Below are 16,918 nucleotides of genomic sequence, written 5' to 3'. Positions count from 1 at the left end.
TAATGGCAACCTTTCGCCAGCTACACAAATTTGGTGGCAGCAGCTTAGCGAATCCTGAGTGTTACCAGCGCGTGGTCAACATTCTTAGAGAATACTCATCAGCCACTGACTTGGTCGTGGTATCGGCAGCGGGTAAAACAACCAACCGCTTGATTGAGTTTGTTGAAGCGCTCGACAAAGATGGTCGTATTGCCCATGAATGTTTGCAAGCACTTCGTCAGTTCCAACTTGAGCTGATTGAAGCACTGCTTGAAGGTGAGTCTGCGGCTCAGCTAACGGCCACCATTCAACAAGAATTTACCGCTTTGGGTGAGCTAACGGCTCCTCTAAGCGAAGCGCAAAAAGCACAAGTGCTAGGACACGGTGAAGTTTGGTCTTCACGTCTATTAGCTGCTTTGTTGTGTCAACATGATTTACAAGCGGTTGCTCAAGATGCACGTGCCTTTTTGCGTGCAGAAGTGGGCGCTCAACCTGAAGTTGACCGCGCACGCTCTTACCCTCTGATTAAAGAAGCTTTGGCGCAGCATGCACATTGCCGCGTGGTGATTACTGGCTTTATGGCTCAAAACACTGAGGGTGAAACGGTTCTACTCGGCCGTAACGGCTCGGATTACTCTGCAACTGTGATTGGAGCATTGGCTGAGGTTGAACGCGTAACGATTTGGAGTGACGTAGCTGGTGTATACAGCGCAGACCCTCGTTTGGTCTCGGATGCGTGTTTATTGCCTCTGCTTCGTCTTGATGAAGCGAGTGAATTAGCTCGTTTAGCGGCTCCAGTGCTTCACAGTCGAACGCTACAGCCTGTGGCTCAAAGTGCTATGGACTTAAGTTTACGCTGCAGCTATCAGCCTGAGGCGGGCTCTACACAGATAGAGCGTGTATTGGCATCGGGTCGTGGCGCAAAAATTATCACATCTTTGGATGAAGTGCTTATCGTGCAGCTGACCTTTGGTCATGGGCATGACTTTGACCGTCTAGAGAGTGAAGTGCTTGAAGGGCTTAAGCGTGCTCAACTCGAGCCGCTTGCTTATGAGCTTGAACCGGATCAGCACTGTTTGCGCCTTGCTTACACAGAAGAGATCGCTGGTGGCGCTTTAGAATATCTACAAGATCACGCGATTGAAGCTGAGATTAAGCTTAAAGAGGGTTTCTCTTTGATTGCTGCCGTGGGTGCTGGCGTGACTAAGAACCCGAACCACTGTTACGGTTTCTACCAACAACTTAAGAGCTCGCCGGTTGAATTCATCTCAGAAGCTAACTCTGGCTTGAGCTTAGTGGCAGTGATTCGCAAGAGTGAAACATCAAGCCTAGTGAAAGGTATTCACTCTCAACTATTCCAAGCGCAGAAGCGTGTTGCGATTGCTTTATGTGGCAAGGGCAATATTGGTTCAAGCTGGTTAAGCCTGTTTGCTGAGCAAAAAGCGGAACTTGAAAAGCGTCGTGGAATGAACTTTGAATTAGTAGCCGTGGTTGATAGCCAAACCTATTGGTTCGATGACCAAGGCATAGATGCGACTTCGGTAGGTAAGCGCTTTGACGACGAAGCGATTGCCAACAATGGTAACGACTGGTTAGAGCGTTTAGGCTCTATTCAAGGTTATGACGAAGCAGTGGTTCTCGATGTGACTGCGAGCCCTGTACTTGCGGCAAAATATCTGCAAATCGCGCAACAAGGCATTCACCTGATTTCGGCGAACAAGGTGGCAGGCTCTGCATCAAGCGAGTACTACCATCAGGTACAAGATGCCTTCGCGAAGATCAGCCGTCATTGGTTGTACAACGCGACTGTCGGTGCCGGCTTACCGATTAACCACACGGTACGTGACTTACGTGAAAGTGGCGATGACATTATTGCGTTGTCTGGCATTTTCTCGGGCACGCTGTCTTGGTTGTTCCAACAGTTTGATGGCACCGTGCCGTTCAGCGAGTTGGTTGACTTAGCATGGCAACAAGGCCTGACTGAACCTGACCCTCGTGCTGACCTAGATGGTTCAGACGTGATGCGTAAGCTGGTGATTCTGGCGCGTGAATCGGGTTTAGACATCGAGCCTGAAAACGTAAAAGTGGAATCATTGGTACCTGAAGAGTTGCAAGATCTGTCGGTAGATGACTTCTTTGATAAGGCTTCTGTGTTAAGCGAAGAGTTGGCTGAGCGTTTAGAGAAAGCGCACTCTCAACAGAAGGTACTGCGTTACGTAGCGCGTTTAGAGAAGAATGGTAAGGCAACCGTAGGCGTTGAAGCCCTATCTAAAGAACACGCCCTAGCAAACTTGCTGCCTTGCGATAACATCTTTGCGATTGAGAGCAAATGGTACAAAGATAATCCATTGGTTATTCGTGGCCCGGGTGCCGGTCGAGAAGTAACGGCAGGTGCAATTCAATCAGACCTAAACAGAATGTCTAGTCTGTTCTGATACTCAGATCAATTGTTTTAGTACGTAAATAGCATACTATTCACTAAGATAAATAAGGCTGAAAGCACGATGTGTTTTTCAGCCTTTTTTCTACATTATTTCTGCTTTGCGAGCCATCTAACTACTTGAGTTTTACTCACGATCTACTTGAGAAAAATTCATAATGGATCTGTTGACATTAAATCGTATTCAATACATTCTACAGACATATAGACGTCTAAACGTCGTTTAAGGATTTGAGATTTTAGTGGTCGCTTTTGCCACAGGGAGAGTAAGATGGGATACACACACGCTAGTCATATCGACGCTTTAAATCAGAATATCGCTGAGCTTTCTGACAACATCAATGTGTCATTTGAGTTTTTTCCACCAAGCAGTGAGAAGATGGAAGAGACCCTGTGGAATTCTGTTCACCGTCTTAAAACACTTCAGCCAAAATTTGTATCAGTAACCTACGGTGCAAACTCGGGTGAACGTGATCGTACCCACTCAATCATTAAAGAAATCAAAAACCAAACAGGTCTAGTCGCAGCGCCACACCTAACGTGTATTGATGCTAGCCGCGAAGAGCTGATTCAAATCGCCGACGATTACTGGGCTAATGGTATCGAGAGCATTGTTGCTCTACGTGGTGATATTCCAGCAGGCGGCGGCGCGCCAGAGATGTACGCATCTGACCTAGTTGAGCTGCTTAAATCTCGTCACGACTTTGATATCTCAGTGGCGGCATTTCCAGAAGTTCACCCTGAAGCAAAAAGCGCTCAATCGGATCTTATTAACCTAAAACGTAAAGTAGATGCCGGTGCTAACCGTGCCATCACTCAGTTCTTCTTTGATGTAGAGAGCTACCTACGCTTTCGTGACCGTTGTGTGGCGGCTGGCGTTGATGTTGAGATTGTACCGGGTATCCTGCCAGTTTCTAACTTCAAGCAAGCATCTCGCTTTGCTGCGATGAACAACGTAAAAGTGCCGGGTTGGATGGCAAAGCAGTTTGAAGGTTTGGATGATGATCCAACGACTCGTCAGCTTGTTGGTGCTAGCCAAGCGATTGACATGGTTCGTACACTGAGCCGCGAAGGTGTGAAAGACTTCCACTTCTACACGCTAAACCGTGCAGAAATGACTTACGCACTTTGCCACACATTAGGTGTTCGTCCGCAAGTCGCTGCGCTTTAAGCAAAGTCTAGAAGTAAAGCCTAAGCGCTTGTGAAAAGCCTCTGGCTGTAAAATTTCAAATCCTATAGATACAAAAAAGGCTTGGACTCTAAGAGTTCAAGCCTTTTGCTTTTCTAGCTTCTAGCTTCTAGCTTCTAGCTTCTAGCTTAACTTAAGCAAGAGCGCCAAGTTCAAGCAGTACTTCTTCAGCCCATACAATCCATGCTTCACGGATAAGTAGGTTACGACGAAGAGTAAGACGCTCAAGGCGTGCTTGCTTGTCTAGTGTTGATGGCGTTGCGTAGTAAGCCGCTTCGATTTCACGGTAGTGAGAAACCAGTTTGCGAGACTCTTCTACTAGCTCAGCAAGTTGTACACGGTAAGCGTCAGAAGGTTGTACAGCACAAGCCATTAGCTTAGCTGAGAACTCGTCACGAACGGTTGGGTGTGCAGTTGGTTGTTCAAACCATTCACCTAGCGCGCCACGGCCAGCATCAGTGATAGAGTAAACTTTACGATCAGGTTTGCCTTCTTGAGGCTCAAGCACGCAAGTTACCTGGTCGTTCTGAGCCATTTTATTTAGCTCGCGGTAAACTTGTTGGTGGCTAGCTTTCCAGAAGTAACCAATGCTTGCGGAGAATTCTTTTGTGATATCGTAACCAGTAGCATCGCGTGTACTTAAAACGGTTAGAATTACGTGTGGTAATGACATGTCTGAAATCCAAATGGTAAACAGTAAACAAATACTTAAACAACAAGTGTGCTTCTAATGGCACGTTATATTGGTTATGTCTAAGTAGCACCAACTCATCGGTTGGTTATGTCACCTTACAAAGCCGTTTATCACCTAGGTTGACCAGTTTATTGGTCAAGATGCTGCAGATTATTTTTTTGGAGTGTTTCCGCAGCGGAGCAGTAGTATATCTAAATAATAAGCATAAAGTAGAATACATGGACAAAATAACCCAAAAAACTGACAAAAAACTCAGTATTGCTTATTTTGTGAAATAAAAAGGTCGCACTAGGCGACCTTTTGTCTATTGTATAGTAGGAATCACTAATTAACCAGTGTTTCGCATGCCTGCTGCAATGCCTGCAATCGTCACCATTAGCGCTTCTTCAAGCTCTGCTGGTGGTGTTTCACACTTACGAGTACGGTAAAGCAGCTCAGCTTGAAGCATGTTTAGTGGCTCAACGTAGATGTTACGTAGGCGGATTGACTCAAGTCCCCAAGGGTCGCTCTGCATTAGGTTCTCGTTGTTCTCAACATTTAGCACGGCTTTGATGTCTTTTTGCAGTTGTTCGCGCAGCAATTCACCTAACGGCAATAGCTCTTCATCAACAAGACGTTGGTCGTAGTACTTAGCGATTTCCATGTTGCACTTCGAGTACACCATTTCCAACATACCCAGACGGGTAGAGAAGAACGGCCACTCACGACACATCTCTTCAAGAAGGGCTTGATGGCCTTGGTCTACTGAGTATTGAATCGCTTCACCAGCGCCTAGCCATGCCGGAAGTACCAAACGGTTTTGGCTCCAAGAGAAGATCCATGGAATCGCACGTAGGCTTTCTACGCCGCCGTTCGGGTTACGTTTAGCAGGGCGAGAACCAAGAGGCAGTTTGCCTAGCTCCAGTTCAGGTGTCGCTTGACGGAAGTAAGGTACGAATTTTTCTTCGCCACGAACCACGTTACGGTAAGCCTCACAAGAGACTTGAGACAGCACTTCCATTAGGTCGCGCCACTCTTGTTTTGGCTCCGGTGGCGGCAGAAGGTTTGCTTCTAGAATCGCACTTGCGTAAAGGTTGAAGCTGTTTACAGCAACGTCTGGTAAGCCAAGCTTAAAGCGGATCATTTCGCCTTGCTCAGTTACACGTAAACCGCCTTTCAAGCTCTTAGGTGGCTGAGAAAGAAGAGCAGCGTGCGCTGGCGCACCACCACGACCAACCGTACCGCCACGACCGTGGAATAGAGTCAGTTCAATGCCTTCTTCATCACAAACCTTAACCAGCTTATCCATTGCATCGTATTGAGCCCAACCTGCAGACATTACGCCGGCATCTTTCGCTGAGTCAGAGTATCCGATCATCACCATCTGGTGGTTCTGGATAAAGCCACGGTACAAGTCGATGCTCATCAGCTGTTTCATTACCGCTTCTGAGTTGTTCAAGTCGTCTAGCGTTTCGAACAGTGGACATACGTCCATGCGGTATGGGCAGCCACATTCTTGCAGTAGCAAGTGAACAGCCAGTACATCTGATGCTGTACGAGCCATAGAAATTACGTAAGCACCGAAGGCTTCACGAGGTTGGGCTGCAATGACCTTACAGGTGTCTAAAACCTCTTTAACCTGTTCAGATGGCTCCCAATCGCGAGGAAGTAATGGACGCTTAGAGCTTAATTCATTGGTTAAGAAAGCAATCTTGTCTTGCTCGCTCCATTGGTCGTAATCGCCAATGCCTAGGTAGCGAGTCAGTTCAGACAGTACATCTGAGTGACGAGTACTTTCTTGACGAACATCGAGACGCACTAGGTGCACACCGAACGCTTTTAGGCGGCGTAGGGTATCAAGCAGAGAACCGTCTGCGATTACGCCCATGCCACATTCGTGCAGCGATTGGTAACACGCGTAAAGCGGAGTCCAAAGTTGGTCGATGTTCTGTAGTGTTTCTTTCTTCGGAACCTCAGTGTCATGCAGTTTTGCATCCAGCACTTCTAGCGTGTTGTTCAGCAGAGTGCGTAGGTTCTTCAGGATTGCACGGTAAGCTTCGTGCTCATCGCCTGCTAGATCACGAACCGCATCATTACACTTAGTCATCGACAGTTCGGTAATTAGTTCGTTTACGTCGCCTAGGTAAAGATCAGCAGCTTTCCAGCGAGATAGGCGCAACACTTCTTTAGTGATGGTGTGCGTTACGAATGGGTTACCATCGCGGTCACCGCCCATCCAAGATGAGAAGTGTACTGGGCGAGCATCGATCGGCAGGCCTTCACCAAGATAACCTTTAAGTCGGCCATCCATTTCACGTAGGAAGTCAGGCACGGCTTCCCATAGAGAGTTTTCTACAACCGCAAAGCCCCACTTAGCTTCATCAAGTGGTGTTGGGCGTTGCTGACGAATCACATCAGAGTGCCAACCTTGAGCGATAAGTTGCTCTAGGCGACGTTCGGTTTTCACGCGCTCTTTGTGTGATAGGTCGCTTAATTCTAATTTAGACAGACACTCGTTGATCTTAACTAGCTTGTTGATCATGGTGCGACGAGTGATTTCTGTTGGGTGTGCAGTCAGAACGAGTTCAATGTTCAGGTCGCGAACGGCTTGAGCCGCGTCTAGCTTGCTGATGTCATTCTGGTTTAATTTGGAAAATAGAGATTGCAGCACGTCTGGTTCGCAAACATGCTCCTCACAGTGGCGAGATATGGTGTGGTACTGCTCTGCCATGTTGGTGAGGTTGAGAAATTGGTTAAATGCACGAGCAACAGGAGTGAGTTGTTCGTTCGGCAGGTTTTTGATTTCTTCAACTAGGCTGTCACGGTCAGCCTTGTTGCCTGCGCGGGCGGATTTGGAAAGTTTACGGATAGTTTCCACTTTCTCTAAGATAACGTCACCATGTGCATCTTGGATTGTGTTACCTAGCAAGCGTCCCAGCATGCTTACGTTACTCTTGAGAGCGGCGTATTTCTCGTTCATTGTCATCCTGCCTCGTAAAAAAATTACATCCATTGTTCCTTGTTAAGTACACAATCTAGCGAAAACTGCTGTATCTAGTCAAATAAAGCATTCTAAGTTTGCAATTATTAGTTTTCGAAATGCGGGAGAAGTAAATTTTCCAAGACTTCGGAATAAAGTGAAATTTAATTACAAGATCAGGCTTTGGCAGAGATAACAGAATAAAAGCCACCTTTATGGGCGGCTTTTATAAAAAAATATCGAAAGGGTAGCAATAACTAGAAACAATATTTACGGATGGATTTACTCAGAACATCAATCGTTGGATCGATAAAATCGAAGCTTAAGAACTCATCCGGTTGGTGAGCTTGGTCGATTGAGCCAGGCCCCAAAACTAAGGTTGGGCAAAGCTCTTGAAGGAAAGGTGCTTCAGTACAGTAGTTCACGGTTTGCGATTCAGTTTCGCAAACGGATTCCATGCCACCGATAAATGGATGGTCGTGTTGGCACTCGTAACCCGGGATAGGTTCGTGCAGTGGCGTAATTTCAATTCTGCCCGGCCATTTTGCTTCAACTTCTTTGAGTGCGCTGCGCAGCATGTTATCCAAGCCATCTAAGCTGATACCCGGTAAAGGACGCACATCGTAGTGCAGTTCACAGCAACCACAAATACGGTTAGCGCTGTCGCCACCGTGAATATGACCAAGGTTTAGAGTAGGGCTTGGAATTGCAAACCCCGGGTGATGGTACTCTTTGACTAACTTGTCACGCAGTTGCATTAACGCAAACAACACTTCATGCATGATTTCGATGGCGTTGACGCCTAACGCTGGATCAGAAGAGTGACCTGATTTACCGGTTACTCGCACCGCATTTGCCACGTGACCTTTGTGTCCGCGAATTGGCACTAGGCTTGTCGGCTCACCAATGATGCAGTAGTCCGGTTTAAATGGTGCATTCTCCGTAAAATGACGTGCGCCTAGCATGGTGGTCTCTTCATCGCAGGTTGCCAATACGTAAAGTGGCTTCGCCTGTTTGCTCCAATCCATCTTCTTTACCGCTTCATAAACAAAAGCGAAGAAGCCTTTCATGTCGGCTGTGCCCAACCCGTAGAAGCGATTATTGTGTTCTGTCAGTGCGTGAGGGTCGAAGTTCCAACGCCCTTCATCAAATGGCACGGTGTCGCTGTGTCCTGCTAATAGCAAGCCACCTTCACCAGACCCCATCTTTGCGACCATATTATGTTTGCCGGGCTCGACTTCCACGACCTCTACGCTAAAGCCCAAGTCTTTAAACCATTGAGCCATTTTTTCGATCACTTTTTCGTTGCCATGATCCCAACTTGGATCAGTAGAACTAATAGAGTCGGTGGAAATTAGGCCTTTGTAGACCTCAAGAAAACTCGGTAATTGCATAATATCTTCACTTCTACTATTGACAGGAAAACTATAAGTCGGTAAAACACATATTAAATCATATTTAATGCATAAGAAATCAAATAAAGCTAAAAATTAAGTATGAATAGTCAAATTTTGAAATGTAACTTACCTCAGAAATGGATGTGTTGAGATGTTGAAAACCACGATCATTGGCGCAAGCGGCTACACAGGAGCAGAACTGGCTCTAATGATAAACAGACACCCTGAGCTCACGCTATCAGGTTTATATGTCTCAGCCAATAGTGTAGACGCAGGTAAACCTATTGCGGCATTGCACGGTAAGTTAGCTGGCTTGATTGATATGCCAGTACAACCATTAACGAATCCAGAAGAAGTGGCTAAACAGTCTGATGTGATTTTTTTAGCCACTGCACACGAAGTAAGCCACGACCTAGCGCCAATCTTTCTAGAGAACGATTGCCAAGTATTCGACCTATCGGGTGCCTTCAGAGTGAAAGGCGAGAACTTCTACCAAGAGTTCTATGGTTTTGAACACCAACATGAACAATGGCTAGATAAAGCCGCTTACGGTTTAGCGGAATGGAATGAGCAAGCGATTAAAGAAGCTCAACTTGTCGCAGTCGCGGGTTGTTACCCAACCGCATCACAATTGGCGATTAAGCCTTTGGTTGGAGCGAAGTTACTGGATGAGAACCAATGGCCTGTGATTAACGCGACCAGCGGTGTTACTGGAGCAGGTCGTAAGGCGACTATGGTTAACAGCTTCTGCGAAGTGAGTCTGCAAGCTTATGGCGTATTCAATCACCGTCATCAACCTGAAATGGCTGCACACCTAGGATGTGATGTGATTTTCACTCCGCACCTCGGCAACTTTAAGCGCGGTATTTTAGCGACCATCACCATGAAATTGGCTGAAGGCGTGACAGAACAACAGATACAAGATGCCTTTGAGCAAGCTTACCAAGGTAAACCTGCGGTGAGATTACTCGAAGAGACATTGCCAAGAATTCAAGACGTAGAACATACACCTTTCTGTGATTTAGGTTGGAAGGTTCAAGGTCAACACATCATCGTTGTTTCAGCGATTGATAACTTATTAAAGGGTGCATCTAGCCAAGCGATGCAGTGTTTAAATTTACGTTATGGTTTTGCGCCATTAACTGCGTTAGTGTAAGGAAATCTAGATATGAGCCTTAATAATCAACCATTAATCATAAAGTTAGGTGGCGCTGCGCTATCTTGTGGTGAAACACTTAGCAAGTTATTTGGTGCTATCTCTGCTTACCAACAACAAGCACAACGACCAATCGTGATTGTTCACGGTGGTGGTTACCTTGTTGATGATTTGATGAATAAGTTGAACCTCGAAACTGTCAAGAAAGAAGGGCTACGTGTTACTCCTTATGATCAGATTCCAGTTATTGCCGGTGCACTAGCGGGTACGGCGAATAAGTTACTTCAAGGTCAGGCGATTAAAGACGGTATCAATGCCGTTGGTTTGAGCTTAGCTGATGGTGGTTTATGCAAAGTGAGCGAACTGAACCCTGAGCTAGGTGCGGTAGGAAAAGCGGAGCCGGGCGACTCAACCGTCCTGCAAGCGATTCTTAATGCTGGCGCACTGCCAATCATCAGTTCAATTGGTCTGACTGAACAAGGTCAACTGATGAACGTCAATGCCGACCAAGCTGCTGTTGCCGTTGCTGGCGCACTTGATGCTGAGCTGGTACTGCTTTCTGATGTAAGTGGTGTGCTGGATGGCAAAGGCCACCTCATCCCAAGCCTTAACCAACAACAAGCCGATGACCTTATTGCAGGCAAAGTGATTACCGACGGCATGATCGTTAAGGTTCAAGCCGCACTAGAAGCCGCTAACGACCTCGGAAGACCAATCGAAGTCGCTACTTGGCGATACCCAGAAAAGCTAACACAACTGTTTTCAGGTAAAAGCATAGGAACACAGTTTTTACCTCAGTAGTTCTCACCACGAGTCACTACTTAAAGAATTTAGACAAACTAAATAAACATATAATTATGAAGTCATTTCCAACGCTGACCGCCATGTGCAGTATGGAAACTAGGAGAAAGAAAATGAGCAAAGTTAACGTAAAGAAAGTTGTAGTAGCCTACTCTGGCGGTCTAGACACATCAGTAATCATCCCATGGTTGAAAGAGAACTATGACTGTGAAGTGGTTGCGTTTGTCGCGGATGTTGGTCAAGGCGACGAAGAGTTGATTGGTATCGAAGAGAAAGCAAAAGCTTCTGGTGCTTCTGAGTGTTACATCGCTGATCTTAAAGAAGAGATGGTGGCAGATTACATTTACCCAACACTAAAAACAGGCGCTTACTACGAAGGCAAATACCTACTAGGTACTTCTATGGCTCGTCCAATCATCGCGAAAGCGCAGGTTGAAGTTGCACGTAAAGTCGGTGCAGACGCACTGTGTCACGGTTGTACAGGTAAAGGTAATGACCAAGTTCGTTTTGAAGGTGCATTCGCTGCACTAGCACCAGACCTACACGTAATTGCACCTTGGCGTGAGTGGGATCTAGTAAGCCGTGAAGAGTGTCTAGATTACCTAGCAGAGCGTAACATTCCTTGTACCGCTTCTCTTACTAAGATTTACTCGCGTGATGCAAACGCATGGCACATCTCTACAGAAGGTGGCGTTCTAGAAGATACATGGAATGCGCCAAACGAAGATTGCTGGGCTTGGACTGTAGACCCAGAGCAAGCGCCAAACGAATCTGAAACAGTGACGCTTAAAGTTGAAAAAGGTGAAGTGGTTGCGGTTGATGGTGAAACAATGACGCCATACAACGCACTGGTTTACCTAAATGAGAAGGGCGCTAAGCACGGTGTTGGTCGTATCGATATCGTAGAAAACCGTCTTGTTGGCATGAAGTCTCGTGGTTGTTACGAAACTCCGGGTGGCACCATCATGATGGAAGCACTGCGTGCAGTAGAGCAGTTGGTTCTTGATAAAGCAGCATTCGAATTCCGTGAAGAGCTAGGTGTTAAAGCTTCTCACCTTGTATACGATGGTCGTTGGTTCACTCCGCTATGTAAATCAATCCTTGCAGCGACAGAAGAGCTAGCACAAGACGTGAATGGTGAAGTGGTTATCAAGCTTTACAAAGGCCATGCAACGGTAACTCAGAAGCGTTCTGACAACAGCCTATACTCAGAAGAGTTTGCAACCTTTGGTGAAGATGAAGTTTACGACCAAAGCCACGCTGAAGGCTTCATTCGTCTTTATTCGCTATCAAGCCGTATCCGTGCTCTGAATAGCCAAAAGTAATCCTAACAATGAGTTAGTGAGCTAGCCTTTGATGAAAAATTAAAGGTCAGTAAACAGACATTATTATGCAAAGCCCATTCACTATTGATTAGTGAGTGGGCTTTTTAGTTTCTATTCGCCTAATAAATCAGCTTCGGTTTTTACTATCGAATGGCATATAATTCGCGCTCCACGCTAAAAATAATCAATGGATTCAACTCCTGGTGAATAAATATGTGAAAATAATGAATTAATACTTTATTTTCATTTTGAATTGCCGTAAGTTTAAACCATCAGAAAAATACTGAATCTTAATCAGAATTATCATTTGCAAATACAGTGAGCACTGTGCAATTAGGAGATACACAATGGCATTATGGGGCGGTAGATTTACCCAAGCAGCAGACACCCGGTTCAAAGATTTTAACGATTCTCTTCGTTTTGATTACCGATTGGCTGAGCAAGACATTGTGGGCTCAATTGCCTGGTCTAAAGCTCTACTGTCGGTCAACGTATTAACAGAAGAAGAGCAACAGAAGCTTGAGTTAGCGCTGAATGAGCTAAAACTTGAGGTGATGGAAGATCCTGAACAGATTCTACGTTCTGATGCAGAAGATATTCACAGCTGGGTTGAGCAACAACTTATCGGCAAAGTCGGTGACTTGGGTAAAAAGCTTCACACTGGCCGTTCTCGTAATGACCAAGTGGCGACCGACCTGAAACTATGGTGTCGTCAGCAAGGTAACCAACTGCTACTGGCATTGGATCGCCTGCAAAGCCAAATGGTGAATGTTGCTTCTCAGCATCAAGAAACCGTGCTTCCTGGCTACACTCACTTACAACGTGCTCAGCCGGTAACTTTTGCTCACTGGTGCTTGGCTTACGTTGAAATGCTTGAGCGTGATTATTCTCGTTTGAATGATGCGATTAAGCGTTTAGATACATGTCCGCTGGGTTCTGGTGCCCTTGCAGGAACAGCTTATCCGATGGACCGTGAAGAGTTAGCTCACAACTTAGGTTTCCGTCGTGCAACACGTAACTCTCTAGATTCAGTATCTGACCGTGACCATGTGATGGAGCTGATGTCGATCGCTTCTATCTCTATGCTTCACCTTTCGCGTCTTGCAGAAGATATGATTTTCTACAACTCTGGTGAATCAAACTTCATCGAGTTAGCGGATACAGTGACGTCAGGTTCATCTCTGATGCCACAAAAGAAAAACCCGGATGCGTTAGAACTTATCCGTGGCAAAACTGGCCGTGTATATGGTTCATTAGCAGCAATGATGATGACAGTAAAAGCTCTGCCTTTGGCGTACAACAAAGACATGCAAGAAGATAAAGAAGGTCTGTTCGACGCTTTAGACACTTGGAATGACTGTATGGAAATGGCTGCACTTTGTTTTGACGGCATTAAAGTGAACGGCGAGCGTACACTTGAAGCAGCGAAGCAAGGTTACGCAAACTCTACAGAGCTGGCCGATTACTTAGTGGCGAAAGGCATTCCTTTCCGTGAAGCTCACCATATTGTAGGTGTAACAGTAGTAGCGGCGATTGCGAAAGGCTGCGCATTAGAAGAATTAACCATCGCAGAGATGAAAGAGTTCTCTGAGGTGATTGAAGAGGATGTGTATGACATCCTGACCATTGAATCGTGTCTTGAAAAACGTAGCGCGCTAGGTGGTGTATCACCACAACAAGTGGCTTACGCGGTTGACCAAGCTGAGAAGCGTTTGGCGCAGCGTGACACCTCAATCGTTAAGGTTCGTCCTGCTCGTTTGACTGACATCGAAGCATTGGAAGGCATGGTGGCTTACTGGGCGAATATGGGTGAAAACCTACCTCGTTCTCGTAATGAACTGGTGCGTGATATTGGCTCGTTTGCGGTCGCAGAGCATCATGGTGAGGTGACAGGTTGTGCATCGCTCTATGTGTATGACTCTGGCTTAGCGGAAATACGTTCATTGGGCGTTGAAGCTGGTTGGCAAGGTCAAGGGCAGGGAACCGCGATTGTTCAGCACTTGGTTGAGAAAGCACGCCAAATGGCCATCAAGAAGGTGTTTGTACTGACTCGTACGCCTGAGTTCTTTATGAAGCATGACTTCTTACCAACATCGAAATCTCTGCTACCTGAGAAGGTACTGAAAGATTGCGACCAGTGTCCTCGTCAACATGCGTGCGATGAAGTGGCTTTGGAAGTGAACTTGGTCGAGCAGATTATCGCTAAGGTGAATGTTGCATAAGGCATTGATTTTATAGTCCCTAAAAAAAAGATCAAAAATCTGATCTTTTTTGGGAACAAATTAAGAAAAGCCCGGTCTATTAAAGTACCACTGCTTTTTCTTAGAATTTTCTAAGAAAGCCCTAGAATCGATTGGTTCTGGGGCTTTTTTCTATCTGCTGTTTGGCAAATTATACTCGTTCGATTGTTGTGACCAATTATCCGAGTATTGAAGCTAGCATCTAACCATTATTGCCTATCCAACAAACACCTCAGCTAACGCTTTTTGTTCCTCAAAGGCAGCACCAAAAATTTCATTATCCAATGCAGCGACAATAAACCACTGAATGCGAAAGCCGCCATCATCAAGGCGATGGCATTGATGGTTTTCGGGTCTTCTCTGAAAAATAACCACCATACTCCCCAGCTCAAGAACGACAGCACCGTGAGCTGATTCATACAACGTTGGCAGCGACCGAGTTTGTTGAAGATTTTTTCATTTTTATTGCAATGAAGACATGTCATCTTGGGCTTGATTCGCGTTATGCTTGTTGCCCTGATAATACCACGTCACAAGATATTGGATCACGGTGACATAGAGAGAGAAGATCGATGATTGAGCGCCAAGAAACCAAGCAACGTATGAGCCGTATTGTTAAACACAACGGTACTATCTACCTATGTGGCCAAGTTTGTGCTGATGCAACTAAAGGCATCACTGAACAAACACAGACAATGCTAGATAAAGTAGAAGCGCTACTTGAGCAAGCAGGCAGCGACAAAGAGCACATGCTGTCAGCAACGATTTACTTGAAAGACATGAAAGACTTCCAAGAAATGAACGCAGTTTGGGATGCATGGGTACCAGAAGGTCACGCACCAGCTCGCGCATGTGTTACTGGCGATATGGCTCGTGAAGCGCTACTTGTTGAGATCTCTGTGATTGCAGCTGAGAAGTAATTCTCTCGTATTTAGCGATAAGTAACGACTTCAAGAGATTCCAGATACCTCGTCCTTCGGTTCTGGAATGACGGATTAAGTTTTGGTTTAACTGGTGTCACTTTGGGTGGGTTCAGCTTAGATGTGTTTTGATAAGTACCGTTACACTGGTTAGTTTCGGGTTTACGGTGTAGGCAAATTATCGTCATTCCCGAAAGCGACGAAGGAGCGTAATCGGGAATCTCTGTTATTTACTCGTTGCCAAAAAGCAAAAAGGAAAGCCATTGGCTTTCCTTTTTAGTATCTAATCTATGTGTTCTGTCTCAATCAACAGAGATTAACAACCAGGACCACAATCTAGACAGTGTTTCACCATCTCTGGGCCAAGGTGCAGTTTCGCATTGAGGTCACGTAGGGCAGTTCGTACACCCTCTTCAATTACTGGGTGGTAGAACGGCATGTCTAGCATTTCAGAAACTGTCATTTTGTTCTGGTGTGCCCATGCTAACAAGTGCGCCAAATGTTCTGCGTTTGGTCCCATCATCTCAGCACCAAGGAAGAGGCCTGTACCTTGCTCACCGTATACGTGCAAAATACCTTTGTTGCGTAACATCACTCGTGAGCGACCTTGGTTCTCGAAAGACACTTCACCCGTTGCGAAACAGCCACATGTGCCTAAACGTGTGGTGATCTCTTTGTAGGTTTCGCCAACCATCGCTATTTGCGGGTCAGAGAATACCGCTGAGATTTTAGAGCGGCGTAGGCCTGCACGAATCTCAGGGAAGCGACCTGCGTTATCACCTGCAATGCGTGCTTGGTCTGCTGCTTCATGTAACAGAGGCAGTTGGTTGCTAGCATCGCCCGCAATAAAGATTGATGGTAACGATGTTTGCAGTGTGTAGTAGTCTGCAACTGGCACACCGCGATCATCAAGCTCTAGAGAGGTATTCTCTAAACCAAGTTTATCCGTGTTAGGACGACGACCTGTAGCTGCTAATACGTACTCAACGACGTTAGTTTCTAGTTCACCTTGTTTATTGATGAACTGGATTTCGACGCGAGCCTCACCCGATTCAGTGGTAATACGTTTCATGCTCTCGATTTTCACGTCGGCATCTAGGTAGAACTCTTCATTGAAGGCTTTATCTGCGTAAGCCATGATCTCTGGGTCGGTTACTGGGCCAACTTGACCACCCAAACCGAACAGTTTGGTCTTCACCCCCAAGCGGTGTAGTGACTGACCAAGCTCAAGACCAATAACGCCAGGGCCAAATACAGCAACTGATTCTGGTAAATCATCCCAGCTGAACACGTCATCGTTAATGATTAGGCGGTCGCCAAGTTCATTCCAAACGGCAGGGTATGCAGGGCGCGAACCTGTCGCGATAACAATACGCTTAGCCGTGACAACCGTGTGGTCATCAATTTGTAGCGTGTTATCGTCTAAGAATTTTGCGTAACCAGAGATCTTGTCTTGCTCTGGGATTTCATCAACGCCTTCTAAAACAAAACCAACAAAACGGTCACGTTCAAACTTAACTCGATCCATCACTTCACGGCCGTTAATCACGATATCGCCTTGTGGGTGAACGCCAAAAGCTGGAGCTTTCTCGATTTGGTGTACGCTTTCTGCAGCTGCAATAAGCAGCTTAGATGGCATACAACCAACGCGAGCACAGGTTGTACCGTAAGGGCCGCCTTCAATCATCACGACACTGTCAGTGTGTGCTTTTGCAGCGCGGTAAGAACCTAGACCTGCCGTACCGCCCCCGATAACTGCTACATCTACATTGACTTGTTTCATAATAATTTTCTCGCAATGGCTGAATTTAGTTTGAA

At 46.1% G+C, this 16,918-nt stretch carries 12 protein-coding genes; 7 read left to right on the top strand and 5 right to left on the bottom strand.

What is annotated here, in order from left to right; translation table 11 throughout:
- Nucleotides 1-2 precede the first annotated feature (2 nt).
- The gene (locus tag OCV12_RS14890) at nucleotides 3-2,414 is read left to right on the top strand and encodes a bifunctional aspartate kinase/homoserine dehydrogenase II (protein ID WP_017632081.1); all 2,412 of its coding nucleotides are present in this window, start codon (nucleotides 3-5) and stop codon (nucleotides 2,412-2,414) included.
- A gap of 276 nt (nucleotides 2,415-2,690) precedes the next feature.
- Nucleotides 2,691-3,590: a methylenetetrahydrofolate reductase gene (metF, locus tag OCV12_RS14885; protein WP_004729683.1), complete on the top strand. Its 900-nt coding sequence runs from the start codon at nucleotides 2,691-2,693 to the stop codon at nucleotides 3,588-3,590.
- Nucleotides 3,591-3,741: 151 nt separating this feature from the next.
- Here metF and OCV12_RS14880 read toward each other — a convergent pair whose 3' ends face one another.
- The 3 genes from OCV12_RS14880 to argE all read right to left on the bottom strand — a co-directional run bounded on the left by OCV12_RS14880 (nucleotide 3,742) and on the right by argE (nucleotide 8,655).
- Nucleotides 3,742-4,281, bottom strand: a complete 540-nt coding sequence (locus OCV12_RS14880; protein ID WP_017061141.1) for a PadR family transcriptional regulator — start codon at nucleotides 4,279-4,281, stop codon at nucleotides 3,742-3,744.
- A 349-nt stretch (nucleotides 4,282-4,630) separates the two neighbouring features.
- Nucleotides 4,631-7,267: a phosphoenolpyruvate carboxylase gene (gene ppc, locus OCV12_RS14875; protein WP_176680538.1), complete on the bottom strand. Its 2,637-nt coding sequence runs from the start codon at nucleotides 7,265-7,267 to the stop codon at nucleotides 4,631-4,633.
- Between the two features lie 251 nt (nucleotides 7,268-7,518).
- On the bottom strand, nucleotides 7,519-8,655 hold the full coding sequence (gene argE, locus OCV12_RS14870) for an acetylornithine deacetylase (RefSeq protein ID WP_261884963.1): 1,137 nt from the start codon (nucleotides 8,653-8,655) through the stop codon (nucleotides 7,519-7,521).
- 154 nt (nucleotides 8,656-8,809) lie between these two features.
- Between argE and argC the strand changes: the two genes are divergently transcribed.
- The 4 genes from argC (at nucleotide 8,810) to argH (ending at nucleotide 14,162) form a co-directional block, all read left to right on the top strand.
- Nucleotides 8,810-9,814, top strand: coding sequence for an N-acetyl-gamma-glutamyl-phosphate reductase (gene argC, locus OCV12_RS14865; protein WP_261884962.1), 1,005 nt, complete (start codon nucleotides 8,810-8,812; stop codon nucleotides 9,812-9,814).
- A gap of 12 nt (nucleotides 9,815-9,826) precedes the next feature.
- Nucleotides 9,827-10,615, top strand: a complete 789-nt coding sequence (gene argB, locus OCV12_RS14860) for an acetylglutamate kinase (protein ID WP_017063686.1) — start codon at nucleotides 9,827-9,829, stop codon at nucleotides 10,613-10,615.
- A 113-nt stretch (nucleotides 10,616-10,728) separates the two neighbouring features.
- A complete protein-coding gene (locus OCV12_RS14855; RefSeq protein ID WP_017632086.1) occupies nucleotides 10,729-11,940 on the top strand; it encodes an argininosuccinate synthase in 1,212 nt (403 codons plus the stop codon).
- Nucleotides 11,941-12,287: 347 nt separating this feature from the next.
- Entirely contained in the window at nucleotides 12,288-14,162 is a 1,875-nt protein-coding gene (gene argH / locus OCV12_RS14850) for an argininosuccinate lyase (protein WP_048659175.1), read from the top strand.
- A gap of 254 nt (nucleotides 14,163-14,416) precedes the next feature.
- Here argH and OCV12_RS14845 read toward each other — a convergent pair whose 3' ends face one another.
- Complete coding sequence (locus OCV12_RS14845) at nucleotides 14,417-14,665, bottom strand: DUF3624 domain-containing protein (RefSeq protein ID WP_261884961.1); 249 nt, start codon at nucleotides 14,663-14,665, stop codon at nucleotides 14,417-14,419.
- A gap of 87 nt (nucleotides 14,666-14,752) precedes the next feature.
- On the opposite strand from OCV12_RS14845, the gene OCV12_RS14840 reads away from it, so the two are divergent.
- A complete protein-coding gene (locus tag OCV12_RS14840) occupies nucleotides 14,753-15,100 on the top strand; it encodes a RidA family protein (RefSeq protein ID WP_004737155.1) in 348 nt (115 codons plus the stop codon).
- Between the two features lie 316 nt (nucleotides 15,101-15,416).
- Here OCV12_RS14840 and OCV12_RS14835 read toward each other — a convergent pair whose 3' ends face one another.
- Nucleotides 15,417-16,883: a dihydrolipoyl dehydrogenase gene (locus OCV12_RS14835; protein ID WP_261884960.1), complete on the bottom strand. Its 1,467-nt coding sequence runs from the start codon at nucleotides 16,881-16,883 to the stop codon at nucleotides 15,417-15,419.
- Between the last annotated feature and the right edge of the window lie 35 nt (nucleotides 16,884-16,918).

The organism is Vibrio pomeroyi (genome assembly GCF_024347595.1).
Lineage (GTDB): Bacteria > Pseudomonadota > Gammaproteobacteria > Enterobacterales > Vibrionaceae > Vibrio > Vibrio pomeroyi.
This window is presented reverse-complemented; position numbering and strand designations above follow the sequence as displayed.